Origin of the sequence: Gluconacetobacter diazotrophicus PA1 5 (assembly GCF_000021325.1) — a bacterium.
Classification (GTDB): Bacteria; Pseudomonadota; Alphaproteobacteria; order Acetobacterales; family Acetobacteraceae; genus Gluconacetobacter; species Gluconacetobacter diazotrophicus.
Genome location: NC_011365.1, coordinates 356,588 through 382,673, shown reverse-complemented (window position 1 = coordinate 382,673; position 26,086 = coordinate 356,588). Strand labels below are relative to the sequence as shown.

20 protein-coding genes and 2 tRNA genes are annotated in these 26,086 nt (G+C 67.3%); 12 read left to right on the top strand and 10 right to left on the bottom strand.

The genetic code is table 11. The features are described from left to right. The first annotated feature begins 303 nt into the window (after nucleotides 1–303). Complete coding sequence (locus GDIA_RS01740; protein WP_220792305.1) at nucleotides 304–765, top strand: Hsp20 family protein; 462 nt, start codon at nucleotides 304–306, stop codon at nucleotides 763–765. A 113-nt stretch (nucleotides 766–878) separates the two neighbouring features. After that, nucleotides 879–1,142 carry a DUF1150 family protein gene (locus tag GDIA_RS01735; protein ID WP_012553073.1) on the top strand — a complete coding sequence of 88 codons (264 nt, stop codon included), beginning with the start codon at nucleotides 879–881 and terminating at the stop codon, nucleotides 1,140–1,142. Between the two features lie 70 nt (nucleotides 1,143–1,212). Here GDIA_RS01735 and hpf read toward each other — a convergent pair whose 3' ends face one another. The 9 genes from hpf to GDIA_RS01690 all read right to left on the bottom strand — a co-directional run bounded on the left by hpf (nucleotide 1,213) and on the right by GDIA_RS01690 (nucleotide 8,305). Next, entirely contained in the window at nucleotides 1,213–1,800 is a 588-nt protein-coding gene (gene hpf, locus GDIA_RS01730; RefSeq protein WP_012225900.1) for a ribosome hibernation-promoting factor, HPF/YfiA family, read from the bottom strand. 94 nt (nucleotides 1,801–1,894) lie between these two features. Continuing rightward, nucleotides 1,895–3,271, bottom strand: coding sequence for an RNA polymerase factor sigma-54 (gene rpoN / locus GDIA_RS01725; protein WP_012553072.1), 1,377 nt, complete (start codon nucleotides 3,269–3,271; stop codon nucleotides 1,895–1,897). 10 nt (nucleotides 3,272–3,281) lie between these two features. Continuing rightward, the gene (gene lptB, locus GDIA_RS01720; protein WP_186440563.1) at nucleotides 3,282–4,040 is read right to left on the bottom strand and encodes an LPS export ABC transporter ATP-binding protein; all 759 of its coding nucleotides are present in this window, start codon (nucleotides 4,038–4,040) and stop codon (nucleotides 3,282–3,284) included. Between the two features lie 29 nt (nucleotides 4,041–4,069). After that, the gene (locus GDIA_RS01715) at nucleotides 4,070–5,158 is read right to left on the bottom strand and encodes an LptA/OstA family protein (RefSeq protein WP_012553070.1); all 1,089 of its coding nucleotides are present in this window, start codon (nucleotides 5,156–5,158) and stop codon (nucleotides 4,070–4,072) included. Continuing rightward, entirely contained in the window at nucleotides 5,155–5,964 is an 810-nt protein-coding gene (lptC, locus tag GDIA_RS01710) for an LPS export ABC transporter periplasmic protein LptC (RefSeq protein ID WP_012553069.1), read from the bottom strand. The genes GDIA_RS01715 and lptC overlap by 4 nt, the downstream gene beginning before the upstream one ends. Further along, the gene (locus GDIA_RS01705; protein WP_012553068.1) at nucleotides 5,961–7,022 is read right to left on the bottom strand and encodes a KpsF/GutQ family sugar-phosphate isomerase; all 1,062 of its coding nucleotides are present in this window, start codon (nucleotides 7,020–7,022) and stop codon (nucleotides 5,961–5,963) included. Before GDIA_RS01705 ends, lptC begins: the two co-directional genes overlap by 4 nt. A 70-nt stretch (nucleotides 7,023–7,092) precedes the next feature. Beyond that, nucleotides 7,093–7,725 (bottom strand): ribonuclease D, encoded by a 633-nt coding sequence (locus tag GDIA_RS01700; protein WP_012553067.1) that lies wholly within the window; start codon nucleotides 7,723–7,725, stop codon nucleotides 7,093–7,095. 227 nt (nucleotides 7,726–7,952) lie between these two features. After that, a tRNA-Leu gene (locus GDIA_RS01695) sits at nucleotides 7,953–8,039 on the bottom strand. Nucleotides 8,040–8,218: 179 nt separating this feature from the next. Continuing rightward, nucleotides 8,219–8,305 (bottom strand) — tRNA-Leu (locus GDIA_RS01690). A gap of 251 nt (nucleotides 8,306–8,556) precedes the next feature. Here GDIA_RS01690 and GDIA_RS01685 point away from each other — a divergent pair. The 5 genes from GDIA_RS01685 (at nucleotide 8,557) to GDIA_RS01665 (ending at nucleotide 19,078) form a co-directional block, all read left to right on the top strand. Beyond that, nucleotides 8,557–9,480 (top strand): complex I NDUFA9 subunit family protein, encoded by a 924-nt coding sequence (locus GDIA_RS01685; RefSeq protein ID WP_012225875.1) that lies wholly within the window; start codon nucleotides 8,557–8,559, stop codon nucleotides 9,478–9,480. A gap of 209 nt (nucleotides 9,481–9,689) precedes the next feature. Next, complete coding sequence (locus GDIA_RS01680) at nucleotides 9,690–11,144, top strand: NAD(P)-dependent oxidoreductase (RefSeq protein WP_012553066.1); 1,455 nt, start codon at nucleotides 9,690–9,692, stop codon at nucleotides 11,142–11,144. A gap of 5 nt (nucleotides 11,145–11,149) precedes the next feature. After that, complete coding sequence (gltB, locus tag GDIA_RS01675) at nucleotides 11,150–15,691, top strand: glutamate synthase large subunit (RefSeq protein ID WP_012553065.1); 4,542 nt, start codon at nucleotides 11,150–11,152, stop codon at nucleotides 15,689–15,691. Between the two features lie 173 nt (nucleotides 15,692–15,864). Next, entirely contained in the window at nucleotides 15,865–17,712 is a 1,848-nt protein-coding gene (locus GDIA_RS01670; protein WP_012225870.1) for a M3 family oligoendopeptidase, read from the top strand. A gap of 1 nt (nucleotide 17,713) precedes the next feature. Continuing rightward, entirely contained in the window at nucleotides 17,714–19,078 is a 1,365-nt protein-coding gene (locus GDIA_RS01665) for an ABC1 kinase family protein (protein WP_012225868.1), read from the top strand. A gap of 281 nt (nucleotides 19,079–19,359) precedes the next feature. On the opposite strand, the gene GDIA_RS01660 is transcribed toward GDIA_RS01665, so the two are convergent. Next, nucleotides 19,360–20,169 carry an exonuclease domain-containing protein gene (locus tag GDIA_RS01660; RefSeq protein ID WP_012225864.1) on the bottom strand — a complete coding sequence of 270 codons (810 nt, stop codon included), beginning with the start codon at nucleotides 20,167–20,169 and terminating at the stop codon, nucleotides 19,360–19,362. A gap of 112 nt (nucleotides 20,170–20,281) precedes the next feature. Between GDIA_RS01660 and uvrB the strand changes: the two genes are divergently transcribed. The 5 genes from uvrB to GDIA_RS01635 all read left to right on the top strand — a co-directional run bounded on the left by uvrB (nucleotide 20,282) and on the right by GDIA_RS01635 (nucleotide 26,085). Next, the gene (gene uvrB, locus GDIA_RS01655; RefSeq protein WP_012225862.1) at nucleotides 20,282–22,513 is read left to right on the top strand and encodes an excinuclease ABC subunit UvrB; all 2,232 of its coding nucleotides are present in this window, start codon (nucleotides 20,282–20,284) and stop codon (nucleotides 22,511–22,513) included. A 49-nt stretch (nucleotides 22,514–22,562) separates the two neighbouring features. Further along, nucleotides 22,563–23,462, top strand: coding sequence for an aldose 1-epimerase (locus tag GDIA_RS01650; protein ID WP_012225860.1), 900 nt, complete (start codon nucleotides 22,563–22,565; stop codon nucleotides 23,460–23,462). Between the two features lie 113 nt (nucleotides 23,463–23,575). Continuing rightward, nucleotides 23,576–24,118, top strand: a complete 543-nt coding sequence (gene greB / locus GDIA_RS01645) for a transcription elongation factor GreB (protein WP_012553064.1) — start codon at nucleotides 23,576–23,578, stop codon at nucleotides 24,116–24,118. 92 nt (nucleotides 24,119–24,210) lie between these two features. Beyond that, the gene (gene gshB / locus GDIA_RS01640) at nucleotides 24,211–25,215 is read left to right on the top strand and encodes a glutathione synthase (protein WP_012225856.1); all 1,005 of its coding nucleotides are present in this window, start codon (nucleotides 24,211–24,213) and stop codon (nucleotides 25,213–25,215) included. Between the two features lie 132 nt (nucleotides 25,216–25,347). Further along, complete coding sequence (locus GDIA_RS01635; RefSeq protein ID WP_012553063.1) at nucleotides 25,348–26,085, top strand: class I SAM-dependent methyltransferase; 738 nt, start codon at nucleotides 25,348–25,350, stop codon at nucleotides 26,083–26,085. The last annotated feature ends 1 nt before the right edge of the window (nucleotide 26,086 follow it).

Below are 26,086 nucleotides of genomic sequence, written 5' to 3'. Positions count from 1 at the left end.
CAATTCGGTAGGGAAACCACGGTAACAGAATTACCGTAAGGTTTTTTCTGTGAAGGATCATCCCTCGCTTGGGCAACCAGGCGGGGGAAATTCCTCGTTCGGGCCAATCAGCCCTTCATTTCCATATTCGACCGTCCCGGCGTACAGCAAGTTTGTCCCGGACAAGAGTCAGATTGACCGCTCCCTTGCGGAAGCGGCATGGCGTCCCATATCATGACGCATGCGGGCGCCGATGTCGGGTTCGCATGATTGTCTCGCTCGGTTGAGGAGGCCTGTGTGTCGGGAAGACTTTTCGCATCCCCCATGTTTCTGGGGTTCGACCATCTGGAACAGATGCTGGAACGCGCATCCAAGGGAACGGCCGACGGCTATCCCCCTTATAATATAGAGCAGATCAGCCCCACGGCGCTGCGTATCACCCTGGCGGTGGCCGGGTTCGTGATGGAAGACCTGCAGATCACGCAGGAAGACAACCAACTGGTCATTCGCGGGCGGCAGACCGACGATTCCCAGGGACGCGTGTTCCTGCATCGGGGTATCGCCGCACGGCAGTTCCAGAAGGCGTTCGTCCTGGCGGAGGGGATCGAGGTCGGCAACGCGTGGCTGGACAACGGTTTGCTCCATATCGACCTGCTGCGCCCGCAACCCGAGGTCCGGGTCCGGCGGATCGAGATCACGCAGGGGCGCGCATCGGCCCCCCCGGCCGAAATCGACCTGCCCAAGGTCCGCGCCCAGCGCGTGGTGCGGGTTATCGAGGAAGACTAGCGGGCCGCCCACGTGCCGCCCGCGCCCCCATCGACATGGCCGTCCCGCCAGGGAGGGCCCAGTGGACCGGATGTCGCCGCATCATGGGACATCCCGGCCCGGAGGACCAGATCATGAGAATTACGACCCAGAACGGACGGGTGGTTCTTCAGGCGGACCAGACGTCGCTGCCCGCCGACGTGCATCATCTGACCGACACCCAGCTTCTGTCACTGGGTGTGTCGCGGATGGCCTATATCAAGGCGGTGGTGATCGAGGGGCAGGACGTCTTCGCCATCCATGCGGCGGACGGCACCCCGATGGCCCTGACCGAGGACGAGGCGACCGCCATCGAGGCGATCCTGCAGCACGAGATGGTGCCGGCCCTGGTGCATTGATGAAGCCCCCGGGAAGAAGTCCCCGGGGAAAGACGTGCCGGGGCGATCATGGATCGCCCCGGCTGGCCGGTCAGGCCGGGCTGGGGTCCAGCCAGCCGATATTGCCGTCCTGTCGGCGGTAGATGACGTTGATCTGGTCGCTGGTGCTGTTGCGGAACATCAGCAGGGTCGAGGCCGCCAGATCGAGGCGCATCACGGCCTCGCTGACGCTGAGTGTCGCGATTTCGGCGGCGCGCTCGGCGACGATGGTCGCGTACGGACCCGTGTCGTGCATCGCTTCACCCCGGACCCGCCCGTCGCTTTCCGCCGGGCGAAGGATGTAGCTGCGACCCACCTCGGGCGTCTTGCGACGGGGCAGGGTGCGGATATGGTCGTTCACCCGCTCGCGATAGCGGCGCAGGCGACGGGCGATATGTTCGGCCGCGTCGTCGAAGGCGCCATGGGCGTCGGCGGCCTCGCCTTCACCCCGCAGGGTCAGGCCCCGCGCGGCATGAAGGTTGATATCGCAGGTAAAGAAGGATCGGGCGCGGCTGAAGGTGACCTGCGCATCCAGGGCACGGTCGAAGAATTTGTCGGCAAGACGATCGAGATGGGCCGTAACCCGGTGCTTCAAAGCGTCGGAGAGGTCGATCTGCTTGCCAGCGACACTGATCTGCATGTGACATCACCCCTTGCATGGAGGAGGAGCGTCCGAAACCGGACGATGCATGCCGGCGCTCCAAACTGCCGGTCATGGCGTCGGGATTCGGGCCTCAAGCTTCCGGTTTCAGGCCGATGAGGGCCTTGTCCCGTTTTCTCTGCGCCGAGTTGGGTATCCTCAACGCATCCCGGTATTTGGCCACGGTTCGGCGAGAAATGTCTATTCCTTCCTTGCGTAACCGGGTCACGATTGCATCGTCGGACAGGATTTTTCCATCAGATTCCTGTGAAATCAAGGTCTTGATCCGATGGCGGATGGCCTCGGCGCTGTGGTCGGCGCCGCCCGCGCGGCCCGGGATCGCGGTGGTGAAGAAATATTTCAGCTCGAACAGGCCGCGCGGGGTGGCGATGTACTTGTTCGCCGTCACCCGGCTGACGGTGCTTTCGTGCAGCCCGACCGTTTCGGCGATATCGCGCAGCACCAGCGGGCGCAGGTGGCCGATCCCGTGATCCAGGAAGCCGCGTTGCCGGCGCATGATCGCGGTTGCGACGCGGATGATCGTGTCGGCCCGCTGCTGCAGGGCGCGCACCAGCCAGTTGGCGCTGGCCAGGCGCTCGTTCAGGAACGGCCTGTCCTCGCGCCGGGCCCGCAGCGCCACCCGGGTGCTCAGTGCGGAATTCACCACCACGCTCGGCATGGTCTCGGGGTTGAGTTCCAGCATCCAGTCCCCGTCCGGCGCGGGCTGCAACAGGACGTCCGGGATGACGGAACAGGCCGCCGGATCGCCGAAATCCCGGGCCGGGCGGGGCGACAGGGTGCGGACCTCGGCAATCATGTCCGCCAAGTCCTCGGCATCGACGCCGCACAGACCCTGCAGCCGGCGCAGGTCGCGCCGGGCCAGCAGGTCCAGGTGCCGCAGCAGGACGGCCATCGCCGGGTCCAGCCGGTCGCGTTCGCGCAACTGGGCGGCCAGGCATTCGCCCAGATCGTGGGCGAACAGGCCCGTCGGCTCGAACTGCATCATGGTCTGGCGCACACGCTCGACATGGTCGAACGTGGTGCCCAGGGACTGGGCGATGACCGCCGTCGGGGGGACGAGCCGCCCGTCGGCGTCCAGCAGGGTGATCAGATACGCCCCTACCAGCCGGTCGCCGGCATCGCGCCACGACAGCCGCACCTGCTGCGCCAGCCGTTCGTGCAGCGAGGGGGCCGGGCCGGGCAGGGTCCCCGTTGTGGCGGCCCAGTCCTGGTCGGGGACCCGTTCCAGGCGAGGGTCATGGCGCGCACCGTGGGCCACGACCTTGGGCCGGAGTTCCTCGAGCCCCGCCAGGTTCGCGCGCTCCAGCAGCGGATTGCGTTCCAGTTCCTGTTCGATGAACGAACAGGCGTCGAGGTTGGACAATTGCAGAAGGTGGATCGCCTGCCGCAATTGCGGCGTCATGACGAGGGTCTGGGCCTGCCGGAGCGCGAGCCTGGGGCCGATCGTCATGGACAGACGGTCAGAGGGAGAAATTCTCCCCAAGGTACACCCGTCGGACGTCCTCGTTGGCGACGATTTCCTCGGGGCGGCCTTCCATCAGCACCTGGCCGCTGTGCATGATATAGGCGCGGTCGATCACCTCCAGCGTCTCGCGGACATTGTGGTCGGTGATCAGCACGCCGATCCCGCGATCCTTGAGGTGCGAGACGAGATCGCGGATTTCGCCCACCGCGATCGGGTCGATGCCGGCCAGCGGTTCGTCCAGCAGGATGTAATGCGGCTGGCTGGCCAGGGCGCGGGCAATTTCCAGGCGGCGGCGCTCGCCGCCCGACAGGGCCAGCGACGGCGCGCGCCGCAGGTGCGAGATACCGAATTCGCCCAGCAATCCATCCAGCATCGCCTCGCGCCGCTCGGGATCGGCTTCCACGACTTCCAGCGCCGCCATGATGTTCTGCTCGACATTCAGGCCACGGAAAATGCTGGCTTCCTGCGGCAGGTAGCCGATGCCCAGCCGGGCGCGGCGATACATCGGCAACTGGGTGATGTCGGTTCCGTCCAGCGTGATCGCCCCGGTATCGGGCTGCACCAGCCCCACGATCATGTAGAAGCTGGTCGTCTTGCCGGCCCCGTTGGGGCCCAGCAGGCCCACGGCCTCGCCCCGATGGACCTGGATCGAGACGTTCCGCACCACCGGCCGCTTCTTGTAGGTCTTGCCGATCCCGTTGGCGATCAGGCCGTCGGCGGCCGGCAGGCCGTGCGCGATCGCGGTGCCCTGCATGTCGCCCGCCAGTTCGTAGGGGATTTCGTTCATGGTGTCTTCCCTGCGGGGCCGGGTTTCGTCCCGGCCTGGGTGGGCCTGGCCCCGCCGGGGCTGCTGTTGGCCTCGTTGGGGACGATCAGGCCGCTGACCCGGCTGCCCGCGCGTTCGGTCATCGTCGCGATTCCGGTGTGCATGTTCACGATCGCCGCGGCTCCGTTGATCTGGTTCTGGCCCCGCGTGATGTGGACGTTGCCGACGATCCGCGCAATCCCGGTGTCAGGTACATACACGCCCCGGTCCCCGGTCACGGTCTCGGTCTGCGTGCGGACGAAGACGTGGCCGAAGGCGTTTACTTTTTCCAGCTTCCCCGAACTGGTCAATGGGTCCTTGCCGGTTCCGGGCGCGGCCCCAGGCTGCGTTCCGGGGGGCGGGCTGGGCGGAGGCTGAGCCGGGGACTGGGTGGCCGGCTGGGCCGGGGCGCTGTATCCGACCAGCACGTCGGCGCGGATCTGCCGCCCGTCATTGGTCGTGACGGTCGCGTTTCCGCGCCCGATCGAGATCCGGGTCTGCGAATAATATTCCATCGAATCCCGGGCGGTCAGCACGTCCTGGGGCGTGACCATCTTCATCGCCTTGCCGGTCATGATCATGACCGACTGGTCGATATCATAGATCGCCTTGTCGCCCCAGGCCTGGTCCGTGTCGGTGAAGATATGGACATGCCCGATGGCGTTCAGGCGATAGACCTCGTTGGACCCGGAATCGGTGCCATTGCCCGTCGACTGGGTGGCTGGTGCCTGGGGCGCCGGGGCCTGGGCGGCCGGTGGCGGGGACGCCGGTGCGGCGGCACCGTTGTTCGGGGCGCCGCCCTGGGCCGCTCCCGCCGCCGCCTTCTTGCGGTAGAAGGCGATCAGCCGGTCGCCGGTCACGGTCACGTTGCCCCGCACTGCCTGTGCCTGGTCATAGGCCGTGACGGTCTGGGATTTCTGGTCCCAGTCGAAGCCGCCGGCCGCCGTCACCGTGATCTGGCCGCCATGGGACAGGTCCAGCGCCTGGCCGCGTGCGCCCATGGGCGCCACGCAGGCCGCGACGCCGCCAAGCAGCAACGCGGTAGCGACCTTGGGGAAGGCGGTCATCGGGTGGGCTCCGTACGGGCGGGTGGGGTGGACGACGCGGGCGGCGCCGCGGAAGATGGCGTGGCGGCGGGCGGATGGGCGTGGCTGTCGTCATTCAGGATCAGCCGCCCGGGGCCGCGGAACAGGCCGATGCCCTCGTGCTGCGACAGGATGAAGCCCTGGGCATCCAGTACGCCGAACGGGCCTTCGGCATGCACCCACTGGTCGGAGGCGACGATTCCCTGCTTCAGGTCCATGTCGGCCGTGACCCCGGTCATGATCACGCCGTCGGCGCGGTAGAGCACCACGTTGCGCGTCAGGTCCAGCAATTGCTCGTGCTGCATGTACACGCCCTGGTCCGAACGGATGGTCAGCCAGTCATTGCCCTGGGTAAAGGTGTCGGCCACGGGGCCGGTCAGGTTGATGCGGTCCGGCGTCACCTGCTGGGCCTGGTCGGCGGTGATCATGTACGGGCGGTTGTGGTCGTCCAGCCCGCGATAGGTCGCGCCCAGCATGTTGCCGCTTTCGATGCGCAGGTTTTCCATCTCGTGCAGCGCGTTGCGCTGGGCGTTCACCAGCCGGTCGATGGCCGGCCAGGCGGCGATCGACCCCAGCAGGGCCAGCGCCGCCGCCGGCAGCACCCATTTGGCCCAGCGGACCAGCATCCGCCGGCGCGCGATGTCGTCGGGATTGGGAAGGTGCCGGGCGCGGGTCGTCCGATGGTGCAGGACGGTGCGCTGGCGGGCGACGTCGTCCGCCGAACGGGCGAAATCCTCGCGACGCGGTGCCGTGGGGTCCCTGGAGGGCGGGGGAGGAGACGCGCTCATGCGACGCCCGCCCGCAGAAGGTCGTGGATATGCAGGATGCCGACCGGGAGCCCGGCCGCGTCCACCACGAACAGGCTGGTGATCGGCCGCGCCCGCGCGTTCATCAGGCGCAGGGCCTCGGCCGCCAGCACGTCGGGGCCGGTGGTCAGCGGGGTGGGGTTCATGATGTCGGCGGCCAGCGTGCTGTCCAGGTCGCGGTCCAGCGCCCGGCGCAGGTCGCCGTCGGTGATCAGCCCGCGCAGCCGCCCGTCCGGGGAGACGACACCGATGCAGCCGAAGGCCTTGCGCGTCATTTCCATGATGACCTGGCGCATCGCGATGTCCGGCGTGCCCAGCGGCATGGCGGCGCCCCGATGCATCAGGTCGCTGACGCGGCGCAGCCGCGTGCCCAGCCGGCCGCCGGGATGGAAGACGCCGAAATCGGTGGCGGAGAAATTTCGCCGCTCCAGCAGCACAACGGCCAGCGCGTCGCCCAGCGCCATCTGCATGGTCGTCGACGTGGTGGGGGCCAGGCCCATCGGGCAGGCCTCCGGCGCCTTCGGCACGATCAGGGCGATGTCGGCGGCCCGGGCCAGGGTCGAATCGGGTGCGGCGGTAATGGCGGCCAGCAGCAGGCCGTAGCGGCGGGCGTGCGCCACGATGTCGGCCAGTTCCGCCGTTTCGCCGGAATTGGACAGGGCCAGCACCGCATCGCCCCGCTGGATCATGCCCAGGTCGCCGTGCGACGCTTCGGACGGATGCACGAAGACCGAGGGCGTTCCGGTCGATGCCAGGGTGGACTGGATCTTGCGCCCGACATGGCCGGACTTGCCGATACCCGTCACGATGACCCGGCCCGCCAGCGTCGAAAACGCATCGACCGCCCGTGCGAAGGCCGTGCCCAGCGGCGTGATGCCTTCCGGCTCGTCGGATACCGCCGGGGCGCGCAGGGCGGCCGCCAGCCGGGCCAGTCCGTCGCTCTCGCGCGCCAGAACGCGGCACGCGGCGGTGATGTCGGACTGGATCCGGGCCTCGTCCGCGGGTGCGCCGGCATCGTCATGGAAGGCGGGTTGGGTCATGCCGCCCGTGTATCGCCATGATGGGGGTCGCGGTCAAACCGGACCCGGCGCGGAGGGGCGGCGTGCCGCGTCATGCCCGGTGGGCGAAGATATCCGGATCTTCGTATCCCAGAAGGTCCAGCCGGGCCCGCGTGGGCAGGAAATCGTAGCAGGCCTGCGCCAGGTCGCGTCGTCCCTCGCGATGCAGCAGTGCCTCCAGCTTCGTCCATAGGGCATGCAGGTGCAGCACGTCCGACGCCGCATAGGCCTTCTGTTCGGGCGTCAGTTCGGGCGCGCCCCAGTCCGAGGTCTGCTGCTGCTTGCTCAGATCGACACCCAGCAGTTCCCGGCAGAGCTGCGCCAGCCCGTGACGCTCGGTGAAGGTCCGGACCAGCTTGGACGCGATCTTGGTGCAGATGACGGGGGCGACCGTCACCCCCAGCGAATGCTGCAGGATCGCGACGTCGAATCGCGCGAAATGCATCAGCTTGGTGATCGACGGGTCGGCCATCAGCCGCGCCAGGTTGGGGCTGGGCGTGCCGGGCAGGATCTGCACCAGGTGCGCGCTGCCGTCCCCGGCCGAGATCTGCACCAGGCACAGCCGGTCGCGATGCGGGTTCAGGCCCATCGCCTCGGTGTCCACCGCGATCGAACCGTGGAAGACCACGTCGTCCGCCAGGTCGCCGCGATGCAGCAGGATGGAGGGAGTCGCGGGTGCGGTCATGCCTGGGTTTCCCCGATGCCGGCGTTGCGATGCAGGATGGTGGAGCAGCCCATGACCTTCGATCCAGAAACACATGGCCCCATGACGACCGCGTCACGCGCGGCCCCGGGGCGAATACAGTGTCGGACATATAATAGCGGTGCCGGCAATACGCGAGGGGGGACGCCCACGCGGCCTGCCCGGCCGGGCAGGCCAGGGCCGCGAGATACACGCTGCTGTATGTTGGATGGTGCCCAGAAGAAGACTCGAACTTCCACGACCTTGCGGCCACAGGTACCTGAAACCTGCGCGTCTACCAATTCCGCCATCTGGGCTCAGAGGCCCCCGTTTCCGGGGTGGTGAAGGGCGTTTACGCTGGAACGCGGGGGCGGTCAACGGGTGCTGCGCAATATTCCGCATACGCAATAAAATTCCGCTAAGTCACGGGCCGAACGGAAAAAAGGCGCACCGCTGAAGCGGGGCGCCTGTCGGCCGATCATCATTTTCAGAAAGATGGTGCCCAGAAGAAGACTCGAACTTCCACGACCTTGCGGCCACAGGTACCTGAAACCTGCGCGTCTACCAATTCCGCCATCTGGGCTCAGAGAGGCCCCCGTTTCCGGGGTGGTGGAGGGCGTTTACTCCGCCGCTGGGGGGCGGTCAACATGGCTTCGACGATTTGCGTCGTTTTTGTTGCGTCGTCGCCTCCGGGGCTGGCGACAGGCCGGGCCGGGGGGTGAGGGCTGGGATGCGGCGACGGCGTGGCGGGCGGCGGCCCGTATGATATCGTCGCTTTAAACAACGGCCTGGCACGCGGATGCGGCGTGGGGCGGGCGCAAAAGGGGGACGGACATGGCGACTCGTAAAGTGGCGGCGGTCATCGGGGGTTCGGGTTTTCTCGGCCGCTACGTGGTCCGGCGCCTGGCCGAGGACGGATATGTCGTCCGGGTGGCCGCGCGGCGTGCCGACCTGGCGGCGGCGCTGCGTCCGCTGGGCGATGTCGGGCAGATCGTGCCGCTCGGGGCGTCGATCCTGGACGAGGACTCGCTGGTGCCGGTGGTCGAGAGCGCGCAGGTGGTCGTGAACCTGGTGGGCATCCTGGCCGAACGCGGCCGGGCGACGTTCCAGGCCGTGCATGTCGATGGCGCGGCGCGCGTGGCCCGGCTGGCGGCGTCGGCGGGGGTCGGGCGGCTGCTGCACGTCTCGGCCATCGGCGCGTCGCCGGACAGCCGCTCGGCCTACGGCCGCAGCAAGGCGGCCGGCGAGGAGGCGGTGCTGCGCAACATGCCCGAGGCGACGATCGTGCGTCCGTCGATCCTGTTCGGGCCGGAGGACCGGTTCACCAACCTGTTCGCCGCACTGGCGCGATACAGCCCGGTCATGCCGGTCTATGGTGCTGCGACGCGCATCCAGCCGGTCTATGCCGCCGACGTGGCCGAGGGCATCCGCCGCATCCTGGCCGGCGAGGGGCACAGCGGCGAGATCTATGAATTCGGCGGCCCCGCGATCTGGACGATGGAGGGTGTCATGCGCTGGATCGTGGCCACGCTCGGCCGCAGCCGGCTGATCTTCCCCATGCCTGGCGCGCTGGCCTGGTGGCAGGCGATGTGGCTGGAGCATCTGCCGGGCCGGATGCTGACCCGCGACCAGTTGACGATGCTGTCGGTGGACAATGTGGCGTCGGAAGGCACCCCCGGCCTGCGCCTGTTGGGGATCGATGCCGTGCCGATGGAAATGATCGCGCCGTCCTATCTCAGCCGATACAAAATTACATAAACGATCAAAGTCAACGCATTATCTGGCTGATTGGTCCGATACGGACCAATTTTGCGATCTGGTCATCGGGTCGATTTGGGGTATCGCCGTGTTTTTTGTCAAAAAGGACAGTCACCCTGTCTTTTTTGACGGTGATGTCTATCGTAGGTCTTCCGCCGGAAACGTGCGCCCGCTTCGGCAGGAGCGCGCGATGTCGCAGGGGGAAGCCGATGGCCGAGCGCATGCTGAAATTCGTCTCCGTGGCGCAGAGCCAGCCGGACAAGCGCCCGGCTGCCGAACGCAACGCGGATTTCGACGAGATCTATCGCGCATTCGCCGTCGGCAAGGCCGAACAGCAGGCCAGCCGGTGCTCGCAATGCGGTGTTCCATTCTGCTCGATCCATTGCCCGCTGGGCAACAATATTCCCGACTGGCTGAAGATGACGGCCGAGGGGCGGCTGGAAGAGGCCTATGCCCTGTCGTCGGCGACGAACAATTTCCCCGAGATCTGCGGCCGGATCTGTCCCCAGGACCGGCTGTGCGAAGGCAACTGCGTGATCGAGAAGGGGTTCGAGAGCGTCACCATCGGCGCGGTCGAACGCTTCATCACCGATACCGCCTTCGCCAGCGGCTGGGTCGAGCCGATCCGCCCGCCCGTGGAACGCCAGACCTCGATCGGCATCATCGGCGCCGGCCCCGGCGGCCTGGCGGCGGCGATGCAACTGCGCGAGCAGGGGCACCAGGTGCATGTCTATGACCGCTACGACCGCGTCGGCGGCCTGATGATCTACGGCATCCCCGGCTTCAAGCTGGAAAAGGACATCGTCGCGCGGCGCCATCTCTACCTGGAGGAATCGGGGGTGCGGTTCCATCTGGGCCAGAACGTCGCGGACGCGGACGGCGAGGGGCAGGTGTCGTTCGCGACGCTGGGCGCGCGTCATGACGCGGTGCTGATCGCCACCGGTGTCTACAAGTCGCGCGATATCGGCGGTCCCGGTGCGGGACTGGCGGGCATCGTCAAGGCGCTGGACTATCTGACGGTGTCGAACCGCCTGTCGCTGGGGGATGATGTGGCGGCGTCCGAAAGCGCGATGCTGAACGCGAAGGGCAAGTCGGTGGTGGTGATCGGCGGCGGCGATACGGCCATGGATTGCGTGCGCACCGCCATCCGCCAGGGTGCGAAATCGGTCAAATGCCTCTATCGCCGCGACCGCGCCAACATGCCCGGCTCGATCCGCGAAGTGAAGAATGCCGAGGAAGAGGGCGTCGAATTCGTCTGGCTGGCCGCGCCCGAGGCGTTCCTGGGCGACGGCACCGTCACCGGCGTGCGCGCCGTGCGGATGAAGCTGGGCCTGCCCGACGCCAGCGGCCGCCAGTCGGTCGAACCGGTCGAGGACAGCTCCTTCGTGCTGGAAGCCGGCCTGGTGATCAAGGCGCTGGGTTTCGATCCCGAGCCGCTGCCCACCCTGTGGGGCCAGCCGGACCTGGCGGTGTCGCGCTGGGGCACGCTGCGGATCGATCATGAAAGCTTCATGACCAGTCTGCCGGGCGTCTTCGCGGCGGGTGATATTGTGCGCGGGGCCAGCCTGGTTGTCTGGGCGATCCGCGATGGACGGGATGCCGCGACGCAGATGCATCGCTGGCTGGAGAACCGGGCGGCCGCGTGCGCCCAGGCGGCGGAGTGACGGATATGGACCAGTTTCCCCAGCAGGATGTCACCCCGGACCGGGACTTCGTGGCCGAATGGCACGACAATGCGCGCCGGATCGCGGGCCTGTACGATTCGTCGCAGGAACATGACGCCTGCGGCGTCGGGCTGGTCGCGTCCCTGGATGGGCGCAAGCGGCGCGAGGTGGTCGAGGCCGGCATCGCGGCGCTGAAGGCTGTCTGGCATCGCGGCGCGGTCGATGCCGACGGCAAGACCGGCGACGGCGCGGGCATCCATGTCGAAATCCCGCAGGATTTCTTCGCCGACGCGATCCATAGCGGCGGCGAGGGCTGCGTCGACAGCCAGATCGCGGTCGGCATGGTCTTCCTGCCCAAGACCGACCTGTCGGCGCAGGAGCGGTGCCGACAGATCATCGAAACCGAGATCCTGGCCTTCGGCTACGGCATCTATGGCTGGCGCCAGGTGCCCATCGACACCGCCTGCATCGGCGAGAAGGCCAATGCCACGCGGCCCGAGATCGAACAGATCATGATCCGCAACCTGCTGGGCCATGACGAGGAAACGTTCGAGCGCGACCTGTACGTCATCCGCCGCAGGATCGAGAAGAGCGCGATCGCCAACCAGGTCGACCTGTATATCTGTTCGATGTCCTGCCGGTCGGTGATCTACAAGGGCATGTTCCTGGCCGAGCACCTGACGAACTTCTATCCGGACCTGCTGGATGAACGCTTCGTCAGCCGGTTCGCGATCTATCACCAGCGTTATTCCACCAATACCTTCCCGACCTGGAAGCTGGCGCAGCCCTTCCGCCGCCTGGCGCATAATGGCGAGATCAACACGATCTCGGGCAACGCCAACTGGATGAAGAGCCACGAGACGCGCCTGGCGGACCCGGTGCTGGACCCGTACATGGAGGACCTGAAGCCGGTGGTGCAGGCGGGCGGGTCCGACACCGCGACGCTGGACAACGTGTACGAACTGCTGACCTTCGCCGGGCGCGACGCCCCGATGGCCAAGGCCCTGATGATTCCGGCGAGCGTGGGCGAGAATTCCGCCATGCCGCAGAAGCACAAGGACATGTACGCCTACTGCAACGCGGTGATGGAACCGTGGGACGGTCCGGCGGCCCTGTGCGCCACTGACGGGCGGTGGGTCGTGGCCGGGCTGGACCGCAGCGGCCTGCGCCCGCTGCGCTATACCGTCACGGCCAACGGGCTGCTGATCGTGGGGTCGGAAACCGGCATGGTGACGGTGCCCGAGGCCGACATCGTGCGGCGCGGGCGGCTTGGCCCGGGGCAGACGATCGGCCTCGACCTGCAGGAAGGCAAGCTCTACGGCAACGAGGCGCTGCTGGACCTGATGTCGGCCCGGCGCGATTTCGGCGCCTGGGTCCGGCATATCCAGAAGATCGGTTCGGTCGTGCGGGCCGACGTGCAGGAACCGGTCCTGTACAGCCGCGACGAACTGCGCCGCCGCCAGCTTGCGGTCGGCACGACGCTGGAGGAGCTGGAGACCATCCTGCACCCGATGGTCGAAAGCGCGGCCGAGGCGATCGGTTCGATGGGCGACGACGCGCCGCTGGCCGTGCTGTCGTCGCGCTATCGCGGCCTGGCGCATTATTTCCGCCAGGCCTTCAGCCAGGTGACCAATCCGCCGATCGACAGCCTGCGCGAGACCCGGGTCATGAGCCTGGTGACGCGGCTGGGCAACCTGGGCAACATCCTCGAGGAGTCCGAGGCCCAGTGCGACCTGCTGCAGCTGCCCAGCCCGGTCCTGACCACCGGCGAGTTCGAGGCGCTGCGGAGCTTCTGCGGTGACAGCGGATTCGTCATCGACTGCACCTTTCCCGCCGCGGACGGCGAGGCCGGGCTGCGCGATGCCATCGCCCGCATCCGGCAGGAGGCCGAGGACAGGGTGCGCGAGGGCTGCACCCACCTGTTCCTGACGGATCAGGCCCAGTCGGCCGACCGGGCCTATATCCCCATGATCCTGGCGACCGCGGCGGTGCACACGCACCTGGTCCGCCATTCGCTGCGCACCTTCACCTCGCTGAACGTGCGTTCGGCCGAGGCGCTGGACGTGCATGCCATCGCGGTGACGATCGGGGTCGGGGCCACGTCGGTCAATCCGTACCTGGCGCAGGAAAGCATCGCCGACCGGCAGCGGCGCGGCCTGTTCGGCGACATGTCGCTGCGCGAGGCGGTGGAACGCTATCGCAAGGCGGTGGACAAGGGCCTGCTGAAGGTCATGTCCAAGATGGGGATCTCGATCGTCTCGGCCTATCGCGGCGGATACAATTTCGAGGCGATCGGCCTGTCGCGCGCGCTGACGGCGGAATTCTTCCCCGGCATGCCCTCGCGCATCTCGGGCATCGGCCTGTCGGGCATTTCCACCAACGTGCTCAGCTTCCACCAGACCGCGTGGAACCAGGCGATCACCCCGCTGCCGGTCGGCGGGCAGTACAAGCTGCGCCGCAATGGCGAGGTCCATGCCTTCGACGGCAACCTGATCCACATGCTGCAGACGGCGGTGGCCAGCGACAGTTTCTCGATCTATCGCCGCTATGCCGATGCGGTGCGGCGCCAGCCGCCGGTGGCGCTGCGCGACCTGCTGGATTTCAAGGGCGGGCGCACGCCGATCCCCGTCGAAGCGGTCGAGAGCATCACCCAGTTGCGCAAGCGGCTGATCGCGCCCGGCATTTCGCTGGGCGCGCTGAGCCCCGAGGCGCACGAGACCCTGTCGATCGCGATGAACCGGATCGGCGCCCGGTCCGATTCGGGCGAGGGGGGCGAGGACCCGGCCCGCGCGCGGCCCCGCAGCAACGGGGACAACGCGTCCTCGGCCATCAAGCAGATCGCGTCGGGCCGCTTCGGCGTGACCGCGCAGTACCTGAACGATTGCCGCGAAATCGAGATCAAGATGGCCCAGGGCGCCAAGCCCGGCGAGGGCGGGCAGTTGCCCGGCTTCAAGGTCACGGGCCTGATCGCGAAGCTGCGGCACGCGACGCCGGGTGTCACCCTGATCTCGCCGCCGCCGCATCACGACATCTATTCGATCGAGGATCTGGCGCAGCTCATCTACGACCTGAAGCAGATCAACCCCGAGGCCACGGTGACGGTGAAGCTGGTGGCGCGGTCGGGAATCGGCACCATCGCGGCCGGCGTGGCCAAGGCCAAGGCCGATGCGATCCTGATTTCGGGCCATAGCGGCGGCACCGGCGCCAGCCCGCAGAGTTCGGTCAAATATGCCGGCCTGCCCTGGGAACTGGGCCTGGCGGAGGCGCATCAGGTGCTGATGCTGAACCGGCTGCGCCACCGGGTGAAGCTGCGCACCGATGGCGGGCTGAAGACCGGGCGCGACGTGGTGATCGCGGCGATGCTGGGGGCCGAGGAATTCGGCATCGGCACCGCCAGCCTGGTCGCCATGGGCTGCATCATGGTGCGCCAGTGCCATTCCAACACCTGTCCGGTCGGTGTCTGCACCCAGGACGAGGCGCTGCGCGAGAAGTTCGAGGGTACGCCGGAAAAGGTCATCAACCTGTTCTCGTTCATCGCCGAGGACGTACGCAACATCCTGGCATCCCTGGGCTTTTCGACCCTGAACGAGGTGATCGGCCGCACCGACCTGCTGCGGCAGGTGTCGCGCGGCGCGGACTACCTGGACGACCTGGACCTGAATTCCCTGCTGGCGCAGGCCGATCCCGGCCCCCATGCGCGTTACTGCACGCTTGAGGGCCGCAACGAGGTGCCCGAGACGCTGGACGGGCAGATGATCGCCGATGCGCGACCGCTGTTCGACCATGGCGAGAAGATGCAACTGCATTACAACGTGCAGAACACGCATCGGGCCATCGGCACGCGGATTTCCTCGCTGATCGTTCGGCAGTTCGGCATGACCCGCCTGGCGCCGGGCCACCTGACGGTGCGGCTGCGTGGCTCGGCCGGGCAGTCGCTGGGTGCGTTCGCGGTCCAGGGGCTGAAGCTGGAAGTGCTGGGCGACGCCAACGATTATGTGGGCAAGGGGCTGTCGGGCGCGACCATCGTGGTGCGGCAGCCGGCATCCTCGAACCTCGTGTCGAACGAAAACGCGATCATCGGCAATACGGTGCTGTATGGCGCGACCTCGGGCGCGCTCTATGCCGCCGGGCAGGCGGGCGAACGCTTCGCGGTACGCAATTCCGGCGCCGTCGCGGTGGTCGAGGGCTGCGGGTCGAACGGCTGCGAATACATGACCGGCGGCACGGTGGTGATCCTGGGCGAGGCCGGGGACAATTTCGGGGCGGGTTTCACCGGCGGCATGGCCTTCGTCTATGACGAGAAAGGCACGTTCGAACAGCGGATCAACCCCGATACGCTGCTGTGGGAGCGCGTCGCCGACCCGAAATGGGAGGCCGTGCTGCGCGACCTGGTCCAGACGCATGCGCGCGAGACGCATAGTCGCTATGCCGAACTGCTGCTGCATAAATGGGACCAGGTCCTGCCACGCTTCTGGCACCTGGTGCCGCGCGACTATGCCAAGGCGATCGGGTATGTGCCCGCGACCGAGGCCGCGCGCAGCGCATAGGTTTCAGGCGCAGGACAGGATAACCGGCGGCCGGGAGGGAGACCTTCCGGCCGTTTGTCTTGGCCGCCTGTTACCGATGATGTCGGCGGGGTCGCGCCCGCGCGCATTCCGCATTAGATGTTAGGCAGGATACGGTCACCGCGAACGCGGGACAGCAGGGTGGAGGCGCATCGATGTCTGGACAGAATCTTTCCGCCTGGATCGACGGCCCGTGCGGGGGCCGGTGCGGGCGCGAGGCCGAGGGCGGGGCGACGGCCGGCACGGCCGGGGACCTGCCGCGCTGGGACCTGGGCGACCTGTATGACAGCCCCGAATCGGACAGGCTGCGGACCGACCTGAACCAGGCGGAAGCGGACGCGGCCGCGTTCGCCGATGTCTGGCGCGGGCGCCTGGCCGGGGCCTCGCCGGCCGCGCTGGCGGAGGCGATCGCCGAATACCAGCGGATCGACGAGGTGCTGGGCCGTGCCGCGTCCTATGCGCAACTGCTGTTCGCCGGCGATTCGTCCGATGCCGCGATCGGCCGGTTCTCGCAATCGGTGAACGAGCGGCTGACGGATATCTCGACCCATCTGCTGTTCTTCACGTTGGAACTGAACCGCATCGGCGACGACGAGATGGCGGCGCGGCTGGCCGACCCGGCGCTGGCGGTCTGGGCGCCGTTCCTGCGCGACCTGCGCGTCTTCCGCCCGCATCAATTGTCCGACGAGATCGAGCAGGTCCTGCACGAGAAATCGGTCACCGGGGCGGCGGCGTGGTGCCGCCTGTTCGACGAGACGATGGCCGGCCTGCGTATCCCGCTGGACGACAGCCGGCTTACGGTCGGCGAGGCGCTGAACCGGCTGTCGGACCCGGACCGCGCGGTGCGCGAACGGGCGGCCCGCGCCATCGGCGCCGTGTTCGGCGACAATATCCGGCTGTTTTCGCTGATCACCAACACGCTGGCCAAGGACAAGGCGATTTCCGATTCGCTGCGTCACTATCCGCGCCCGGGCTCCTACCGCAACCGCAGCAACATGGTCGAGGACGAGGTCGTGGACGCGCTGGTCCAGGCCGTGACGACCGACTACCCGCGTCTGTCCCACCGCTATTACGCCCTGAAGGCGAAATGGCTGGGGCTGGAGAAGCTGGAACATTGGGACCGCAACGCCCCCCTGCCGTCGGCCGACGACCGGATCATCCCATGGGACCAGGCCACGCGGCAGGTGCTGGCGGCCTATGAGGCGTTCGACCCGCGCATGGGCACCGTCGCGCGCCGGTTCTTCGACCATGCGTGGATCGATGCCGCACCCGCGCCGGGCAAGGCGTCGGGCGCGTTCGCCCACCCCACGGTGCCGTCGGTCCATCCCTATCTGCTGCTGAACTATCACGGCCGTACCCGCGACGTGATGACCCTGGCGCACGAACTGGGGCACGGCGTGCACCAGGTGCTGGCCGCACCCCATGGCTACCTGATGTCGGGCACGCCGCTGACCCTGGCCGAGACCGCCAGCGTGTTCGGCGAAATGCTGACCTTCCGCGCGCTGCTGGATGCCGAGACCGACCCCGCGCGCCGCCGGCTGATGCTGGCGGCCAAGGTCGAGGACATGCTGAACACCGTCGTCCGCCAGATCGCATTCTACCGGTTCGAGACCCTGGTGCATGCCGAGCGGAAATCGGGCGAATTGCTGCCCGAACGGATCGGCGCCATCTGGCGGCAGGTCCAGACCGAAAGCCTGGGACCGGCGTTCAACTTCACCCCGGACTATGACGTCTACTGGACCTATGTCCCGCATTTCATTCACTCTCCGTTCTACGTGTATGCCTATGCGTTCGGGGATTGCCTGGTGAATGCGCTCTATGGCGTGTTCCAGTCCGGGCATGCGGGCTTCCAGGACAAATATCTGGACATGCTGCGCGCGGGCGGCACCATGCGGCATCGCGAATTGCTGGCGCCGTTCGGGCTGGATGCGGCCGATCCCGGATTCTGGCGCAAGGGGCTGGATGTGATTGCCGGATTTATCGACGAGCTGGAGCGTGCCTGACGTGGCGGAAGAACGGGATCTCGACAATACCGGGCTGTTCGGCGAATTCCGCCGGATGGTGCGGACCTCGGGCGCCGTCGGCGGCATCGCGGCGCGGATCGCGGGGCACAAGATGGGCATCCGGACCGACCGGACGGCCCATGCCGGCGACCTGAAATCCATCCTTGGCGGGCTGAAGGGGCCGCTGATGAAGGGCGCGCAACTGCTGTCCACCATTCCCGGTGCCCTGCCCGAGGAATATGCCGTGGAACTGGCGCAGCTCCAGGCCAATGCCCCCGCGATGGGATGGAGCTTCGTGCGCCGGCGCATGGCCAGCGAACTGGGCCGCGACTGGGAACGGCGCTTCCGCACCTTCGAGCACGAGGCCGCGGCCGCCGCCAGCCTGGGCCAGGTGCATCGGGCCGTCCTGCCCGACGGGCGGCTGGTGGCGTGCAAGCTGCAATATCCCGACATGCAGGCCACGGTGGATTCCGACCTGCGGCAGTTCCGCATGGCGGTGGGCCTGTATTACCGGATCGACAGTACCATCCAGCAGGATGACGTGCTGGTGGAACTGGAAGCGCGCCTGCGCGAGGAACTGGATTACCTGCGCGAGGCCGCGAACCTGCGGCTCTATCGCCTGATGCTGGCCGATCGGCCCGATGTCAGCGTGCCCGCCCCGGTCGAGGACATGACGACCCGGCGGCTGCTGGTCATGGACTGGCTGGAGGGCCGCGGGGTGCAGAAGGTCCTGGACACCAACCCGTCGCAGGACCAGCGCAATGCCATGGCGCGCGCGCTGTTCCATGCGTGGTACGTGCCGCTGTACCGTTACGGCGTCATCCATGGCGACCCGCACATGGGCAATTTCACCGTGCGGGGCGATTACGGGCTGAACCTGCTGGACCTGGGCGCGATCCGGATCTTCCCGGCTAGGTTCGTGCAGGGCATCATCGACCTGTACCGCGCGCTGGAACGCAATGACGAGGACCTGGCCTATCACGCCTATCAGGCCTGGGGCTTTACCAACATGTCGCGCGAGACGATGCGGATCCTCAATGAATGGGCCCGCTTCATCTACGAACCGCTGATGCAGGACCGGGTGCGTCCCATCCAGGAAAATGACGACCCGCAATTCGGCCGCGCGGTGGCCGAACGCGTCTATGCCGGACTGAAGCGCACGGGCGGGGTGCGCCCGCCGCGCGAATTCGTGCTGGTGGACCGCTCCGCCATCGGGTTGGGCAGCGTGTTCCTGCGCCTGGGCGCGAAATTGAACTGGTACCGGCTGTTCCAGGAACTGATCGCCGATTTCGACGCGGCGCAACTGGCGGCCCGGCAGGCGGAGGCTATTCGGGTTGCCGGAGTGCCGACGCCGATCGAGGCCTGATCCGCATGAATGAAACGTCCGACGCGGACAGGGAGCCGTTGTCGCCGCCACTTTCCCGGCCGCTCTCCGGATGGACCAGGGAGCGCCGGGCGATCGTCTTATGGTCCCAGTCCGGAAGCTTAATCGTTGTTTCAGGGAATGTCGTTGGCCGACATGTCGGCGACCCGGCAGGCTCGATCCTGTTCGCCATCGGATTTGGCTGCATCCTATGGGCGCTCAAGATCCTGATCGAAAATTGGACAGAACTGAGACGCCCCTCGGCGGGGCTTACGAAGCCGTCGTTAAAAGCGAAAGGCCTGCTGAACCGGCGGCGCTAGCGTCGTCTCGTTTAGCCCGGCGCGGCGCGCGCGTTCGGTGCGCAGGGTGAAGGCCAGGTCGGGGCCGCGTCGGCGGTCCTCGGCCAGCAGCCGGTCCAGGTCGCCGGTCGCCAGGTTGCGGATCTGGCGGCCGCGTAGCGGGCCGTGCGGCACACGGGTCAGCAGGGCGGGTTCGCGCGACCAGCGCAGCAACTGCTCCACCGTGGCCAGCGCCAGCATGTCGCGCAGATGGTGCGCCGTGACATAGGCATCGGGCCCGGCGCGGTGCGGCGGGTCGCCCAGTGCGCGCTCCAGCCCGGCAGGCCGGCGGGAATGGCGCAGGCCCTGGTTGGAATGTCCCGGTTCGTCGGGCCACAGCCGCAGCGCGCATTTATAGGTGCAGATCCAGTGCAGTCCGGTCGTCAGGGCAGGCGGCAGGCTGCCGCGAATCCAGCCCTGTTCGAAACTGGCGCGATGGGCCGCCATCGCCGCCGGCCGGTCCGCCGGGTGCAGGATGTCGGGCGCGATCTCGGCAAAGGGCGGGGCGTCGCGCACGTGCGCGTCGGTAATGTGATGGATCGCCATGGTCTGCGGCGTGATGGGGCCGCCCGGGTGGGTCAGGCGCGCCCCGGGTGGGCCGGCCAGGGCCCAGGTGCCGTCGGCGTCCCGGGCGACATCCTGCCAGCCGATTTCGACGATCCCGCCATCGGCGGCATTCCGCCCGCTGGTTTCCAGGTCGATCACGCGGACGAACGGCGTGGGCGGGCTGCCGGAAGGGGGGATGGAACCGTCCATCCCGCGAGTGTAGGCCGCGCGGGCGAGATGCCAAGGCCGAATTGCGGCGGGGGGCGGGTGTGCGTGCGATGGGCCTTGCGTCCGGGTCGCGCGATCCCCACAGTCCGCAACTATGCCCGCGCCCGCCAGCAAGAAGACCCGCCGTCCCGATCCGTCGGACGAGATCGTGACCTTCCAGCCCGAACGGCAGCCGCCGAAGGAGAAGACGCGGCGACTGACCATCCAGTCGCCCTACGAACCGGCGGGCGACCAGCCGCGTGCCATCGGCGAACTGGTGGCGGGGGTCGAAGGCGGCGAGCGCGACCAGGTGCTGCTGGGCGTTACCGGGTCGGGCAAGACCTTCACGATGGCCAAGATCATCGAGGCGACGCAGAAACCCACCCTGATCCTGGCGCCGAACAAGACGCTGGCGGCCCAGCTCTATGGCGAGATGAAGCAGTTCTTCCCCGACAACGCGGTGGAATATTTCGTCAGCTACTACGATTACTACCAGCCCGAGGCCTATGTCCCGCGCTCGGACACCTATATCGAAAAAGACAGCCAGATCAACGAACAGATCGACCGTATGCGCCACGCCGCGACCCAGGCGCTGCTGGAACGCAACGACGTCATCATCGTGGCCTCGGTGTCGTGCATCTACGGTATCGGCTCGGTCGAAACCTATTCGCGCATGGTGGTGCGGCTGGAGGTCGGGGGGGAGATCGACCGCGACCGGCTGGTCAAGGCGCTGGTGGACCTGCAATACCGGCGCAACGACGCGGCCTTCCAGCGCGGAACCTTTCGCGTGCGCGGTGAAAGCGTGGACGTGTTCCCGGTGCAGAACGAGGACCGGGCCTGGCGGATCTCGCTGTTCGGCGACGAAATCGACGCCATCACCGAATTCGATCCGCTGACGGGCGACAAGACCGGCGACCTGCAGGAGGTCAGCATCTACGCCAACAGCCATTATGTCACGCCGCGCCCCACGCTGAACCAGGCGGTGATCGGCATCAAGCATGAACTGCGCCAGCGCCTGAACGACCTGACGGAAGAGGGCAAGCTGCTGGAGGCCGAGCGGTTGCAGCAGCGCACCACGTTCGACCTGGAGATGATCGAGACCACCGGGGTGTGCAAGGGAATCGAGAATTATTCCCGCTACCTGTCCGGCCGCCAGCCCGGCGATCCGCCGCCGACCCTGTTCGAATATTTGCCCGAGGACGCGCTGCTGATCGTCGATGAAAGCCACGTCACCGTGCCGCAGATCGGCGGCATGGAGCGGGGGGATTTCGCGCGCAAGTCCATCCTGTCGGAATTCGGCTTCCGCCTGCCGTCCTGCCTGGACAACCGGCCGCTGAAATTCGCGGAATGGGACCTGTTCCGGCCGCAGACGATCTTCGTCAGCGCCACCCCCGGCCCGTGGGAAATGGAACGCGTGGGCGGCGTCTTTGCCGAACAGGTCATCCGCCCCACCGGGCTGATCGACCCGGTGACCGATATCCGCCCGGTGGAACGGCAGGTCGATGATCTGCTGGCGGAATGCCGCCTGACCATCGCAGCAGGGGGGAGGGTGCTGGTCACGACCCTGACCAAGCGCATGGCCGAGGACCTGACCGATTACATGAACGAGGCCGGGATTCGCGTCCGCTACCTGCATTCGGACGTCGATACGCTGGAACGGATCGAAATCATCCGCGACCTGCGCCTGGGCGCGTTCGACGTTCTGATCGGCATCAACCTGCTGCGCGAGGGGCTGGACATTCCCGAATGTTCGCTGGTCGCGATCCTGGACGCGGACAAGGAGGGCTTCCTGCGCTCGCGCACCTCGCTGGTCCAGACGATCGGGCGCGCGGCGCGCAACGTGGACGGGCGCGTCGTGCTCTATGCCGACAAGATGACCGACAGCCTGCGCTACGCCATCGAGGAAACGGCGCGGCGGCGGGAAAAGCAGTCGGCCTGGAACGCGGCGCACGGGATCACGCCGCAATCGGTCCGCAAGCAGATCGGCGAGGCCCTGTCTTCGGTGTTCGAGCAGGATTACGTCACCGTCGCGCCCACGAAGGATGGGGATGTCGCGGAATTCGTCGGCAAGGATTTGGGCAGCGCGATCGCCGAGTTGGAAAAGCGGATGCGCGCGGCGGCGGCGGACCTGGAATTCGAAACCGCGGCGCGGCTGCGCGACGAGATCAAGCGGCTGGAGGCGCTGGAACTGGGACTGGACCCGGTACCGGTGCCCGTCTCGACGGCAGGCACCGGGCGGCCGCCCCGGCGCAAGGCGGGCAAGGGACCCGAGCCGTTGGGGCCGGGCGGCGGCGGATATGATCCGTCCAAGGGGCGTGGACCGCGCCGCCGAGGTGGGGGACGATAGAAAGACGTCGTCACGGCAACGCAACCGGCGACGCGGGAGAACGAACGGAATGATCGAACTGACTGCCGGAACGGGCCGGCTGGGATTGCTGCCCGAACTGGGGGGTGCCGTCGCCTACTGGAAGAGCCGCGACATCTGCGTGCTGCACGCCGTCAGCGACGCCAACCTGCTGGCGCAGCGGGGCCGGGCGGTTTCGGGCTATCCGCTGGTTCCGTTCTCCAATCGCGTGGCCAACGGCCATTTCCGGTTCGAGGGTACCGAGTATCGGATGAAGCCCAATTTTGGCGGCGAGTCCAATACCCTCCACGGGAATGGCTGGGAGCATCCGTGGCAACTGGAATTGCTGGCCGACGACAGTGCGACACTGGTGCTGGACTGGCATCCCCCCTACGAGCAGGTGACGGGCCAGGTGATCGGCCAGTGGCCCTTCGCCTATCGTGCGCAACTGCGCTTCGACCTGCGCGAGGACAGCCTGTCGATCGGTATGCTGATCGAAAACACCGACCTGCGGTCCCAGCCGGTGGGAATGGGTTTCCACCCCTATTTTCCCCGGCGCAGCGGCCTGCAACTGGGCTTTGCTGCCGAAACGGTCTGGACGAACGACGAACACCACCTGCCCGCATTGCGCGTGCCGGCGACGGGGGACTGGTCGTTCGAGCATATGCATGCCGTCACCACGCAGGATATCGACAATTGCTATGCGGGGTGGGAACGCGCGGCCTTCCTGCGCTGGCCGAACGAAGGGCTGGCCCTGACGATCGAGGCCGACGATCCGTTCCGTCACCTGGTCCTGTTCACCCCGCCGGACAAACCCTTCATCGCCGTCGAGCCGGTGACGAACATGAACGACGCGTTCAACCATTCCGGCGTCATCGATCGGGGCGTGCATGTCCTGGCCCCCGGCGCAAAGCTGGAGGGACATATCCGCATCGCCCTGATGGCCTGTTAGGATGTTGGTCCGGAAACGCGCGCTGGTGGCGATCCGACGCGTGTTTCCTGCGCTTCGTGGCGCTCGCGCTCACCAGCCCACGTTTCCGGACCAACATCGAGGCCTGTTTTGCGATGAGTGACGACGACAATGATGACGACGATGCGGCACCCCGGCGGCTGGAGGGGGTGTCGCGTTATGTCACGCCCGCGGGCATGGCGGCGATGCGGGGGGAACTGAACGCGCTGCTGCGCGATGAACGGCCCCGGATCGTCGATATCGTGTCCTGGGCGGCGGGCAATGGCGATCGGTCGGAAAATGGCGACTACCTGTACGGCAAGAAGCGCCTGCGCGAGATCGACCGGCGCGTGCGCTTCCTGACCCGTCGGATCGAAAAGGCGATCGTGGTCGATCCCGCCGCCCAGACCCGGCGTGACCGCGTGTTCTTCGGTGCGACCGTCACCTATGTGACCGAGGACGATACCGAACGGACGGTCGTCATCGTGGGCGTGGATGAATCCGACCTGGCGGCGGGCCAGGTCAGCCTGGCATCGCCCGTGGCCCGTGCGCTGCTGGGCGGCCGGGTGGGGGACGAGGTCCGTCTGCTGACTCCGGCGGGGGCCGAGATGATCGAAATCCTGCGGATTGCCTATCCCGCCCCGGCTGAAATGGTATGAGATTTTTCGTTGCAAAGAAATTCGACTAAGAAGCAGGGGCGGATGGCGCCGTTCGTCGTCCGCGGTCCGAATCGTCGCCGGAGGCTGCGTCCATGTCCCGCCCGTTGAAGGTCGCCGTACAGATGGATCCCCTCGCCGGGATCGACATCAATGGCGACTCCACCTTTGCCCTGATGCTGGAGGCGCAGGCCCGGGGATACGAACTGTTCGTCTACCATGTGCAGGGCCTGAGCCTGCGCGAGGGACGCACCGACGGGCATGCTGGCGGCACGCGAACCGAGCGGCTGACCGCACGGGCGCGCCCCGCACGCGTCCAGCGCGTGGCGGGCGATCACGCGGCGCTGGGCGAGGAACGGGTGCTGGACCTGTCGGGGATGGACGTGATCCTGATGCGTCAGGACCCGCCGTTCGACATGGCCTATATTACCGCCACGCATATGCTGGAACATGTCCACGGTACCGGCCCGGGCCGGGCGCTGGTGGTCAACGACCCGGAATCGGTGCGCAACGCGCCGGAAAAGCTGCTGGTCACGCATTATCCCGACCTGATGCCGCCCACGCTGGTGACGTGGGACGTCCAAGCCATCCGCGATTTCCGCGCCCAGTGGCGGGACATCATCGTCAAGCCGCTGTTCGGCAATGGCGGCGCGGGCGTCTTCCGCATCCGTGAGGATGACGAAAACCTGAATTCCCTGCTGGAGATGCATTTCGCCCGCTCGCGCGAGCCCCTGATGATCCAGCGGTACGAGGCCGCGGTCCGGCGCGGCGACAAGCGTATCATCCTGGCGGACGGCCAGCCGATCGGTGCCATCAACCGCGTTCCCGCGCAGGGCGAGGCCCGGTCGAACATGCATGTGGGCGGCAAGGCGGCGAAGGTGGAACTGACCCCGCGCGACCGCGAGATCTGCGAGGCGATCGGACCGATGCTGCGTGAAAAGGGATTGATCTTCGTCGGGATCGACGTGATCGGCGACTGGCTGACCGAGATCAATGTGACGTCGCCGACCGGCCTGCAGGAAATAGACCGGTTCGATGATATCAACTCGGCGGGCCTGATCTGGGACTGCATCCTGCGCCGGCTGGATGGCGGGGCTTGATCGGGTGGGCGAGGGGATGCGGCCAAGGTGGCACGAACAAATGGGAAGGGCAGGCATTTTGCGGCGCGACAGCGGACTTTGGTGCGACGGCCACTTGAAGACAATCGCCCGGCAGGGCAGAGAGGACTCCTGATGAGCGAAGTTCTTCAAGACGCCCCCGCCGAGACGGGTTCCGCGGCCGGCATCGCGGGTGGCTATGCCCCCGCGCCGCGTTCGGCCCTTGATGCCGAAGCCGTGAAAGCCGCCTATCGCCGCTGGGCGGGCGTGTATGACGCCCTGTTCGGCGGGGTCTCGGCCTTCGGGCGCAAGCGCGCGGTCGCGGCGGTCAACGGCCTGCCCGGCTCGGCGGTGCTGGAAGTGGGGGTCGGCACCGGCCTGGCGCTGCCCCATTACCGATCCGACAAGCGCATCACCGGCATCGACCTGTCGGGGGACATGCTGGACCGGGCGCGTCAGCGCGTGGCGCGGATGAACCTGCGCAATGTCGACGCGCTGCTGGAAATGGATGCCGAGGAGACGCGCTTCGCCGATGGCTCGTTCGACATCGCGGTCGCGATGTTCGTGGCCTCGGTCGTGCCTAATCCGCGCCGGCTGCTGTGCGAGCTGAAGCGCGTGGTGCGGCCGGGTGGCCACATCCTGTTCGTCAATCATTTCCTGGCCACGGGCGGCGTGCGGCTGGCGGTGGAACGCGGCATGGCGCGGGCCTCGCACTCGCTGGGCTGGCATCCCGATTTCGCCATCGAATCCCTCCTGCCGCCGGCCGACCTGGCGCAGGCGACGATCCAGTCCGTGCCCCCCGCCGGGCTGTTCACGCTGGTGACGCTGCCGCGTGACGGCGCGGCGCCTTCGGTCGAAACCATGGCCGGCTGAC

Bases quoted from the DNA above. Each gene is read 5' to 3' on its own strand.
- GDIA_RS01740 (WP_220792305.1), top strand. From the start codon at position 304: ATGTTTCTGGGGTTCGACCATCTGGAACAGATGCTGGAACGCGCATCC.
- GDIA_RS01735 (WP_012553073.1), top strand. From the start codon at position 879: ATGAGAATTACGACCCAGAACGGACGGGTGGTTCTTCAGGCGGACCAG.
- hpf (WP_012225900.1), bottom strand. From the start codon at position 1,800: ATGCAGATCAGTGTCGCTGGCAAGCAGATCGACCTCTCCGACGCTTTG.
- rpoN (WP_012553072.1), bottom strand. From the start codon at position 3,271: ATGACGATCGGCCCCAGGCTCGCGCTCCGGCAGGCCCAGACCCTCGTC.
- lptB (WP_186440563.1), bottom strand. From the start codon at position 4,040: ATGCAGGGCACCGCGATCGCGCACGGCCTGCCGGCCGCCGACGGCCTG.
- GDIA_RS01715 (WP_012553070.1), bottom strand. From the start codon at position 5,158: ATGACCGCCTTCCCCAAGGTCGCTACCGCGTTGCTGCTTGGCGGCGTC.
- lptC (WP_012553069.1), bottom strand. From the start codon at position 5,964: ATGAGCGCGTCTCCTCCCCCGCCCTCCAGGGACCCCACGGCACCGCGT.
- GDIA_RS01705 (WP_012553068.1), bottom strand. From the start codon at position 7,022: ATGACCCAACCCGCCTTCCATGACGATGCCGGCGCACCCGCGGACGAG.
- GDIA_RS01700 (WP_012553067.1), bottom strand. From the start codon at position 7,725: ATGACCGCACCCGCGACTCCCTCCATCCTGCTGCATCGCGGCGACCTG.
- GDIA_RS01685 (WP_012225875.1), top strand. From the start codon at position 8,557: ATGGCGACTCGTAAAGTGGCGGCGGTCATCGGGGGTTCGGGTTTTCTC.
- GDIA_RS01680 (WP_012553066.1), top strand. From the start codon at position 9,690: ATGGCCGAGCGCATGCTGAAATTCGTCTCCGTGGCGCAGAGCCAGCCG.
- gltB (WP_012553065.1), top strand. From the start codon at position 11,150: ATGGACCAGTTTCCCCAGCAGGATGTCACCCCGGACCGGGACTTCGTG.
- GDIA_RS01670 (WP_012225870.1), top strand. From the start codon at position 15,865: ATGTCTGGACAGAATCTTTCCGCCTGGATCGACGGCCCGTGCGGGGGC.
- GDIA_RS01660 (WP_012225864.1), bottom strand. From the start codon at position 20,169: ATGGACGGTTCCATCCCCCCTTCCGGCAGCCCGCCCACGCCGTTCGTC.
- uvrB (WP_012225862.1), top strand. From the start codon at position 20,282: ATGCCCGCGCCCGCCAGCAAGAAGACCCGCCGTCCCGATCCGTCGGAC.
- GDIA_RS01650 (WP_012225860.1), top strand. From the start codon at position 22,563: ATGATCGAACTGACTGCCGGAACGGGCCGGCTGGGATTGCTGCCCGAA.
- greB (WP_012553064.1), top strand. From the start codon at position 23,576: ATGAGTGACGACGACAATGATGACGACGATGCGGCACCCCGGCGGCTG.
- gshB (WP_012225856.1), top strand. From the start codon at position 24,211: ATGTCCCGCCCGTTGAAGGTCGCCGTACAGATGGATCCCCTCGCCGGG.
- GDIA_RS01635 (WP_012553063.1), top strand. From the start codon at position 25,348: ATGAGCGAAGTTCTTCAAGACGCCCCCGCCGAGACGGGTTCCGCGGCC.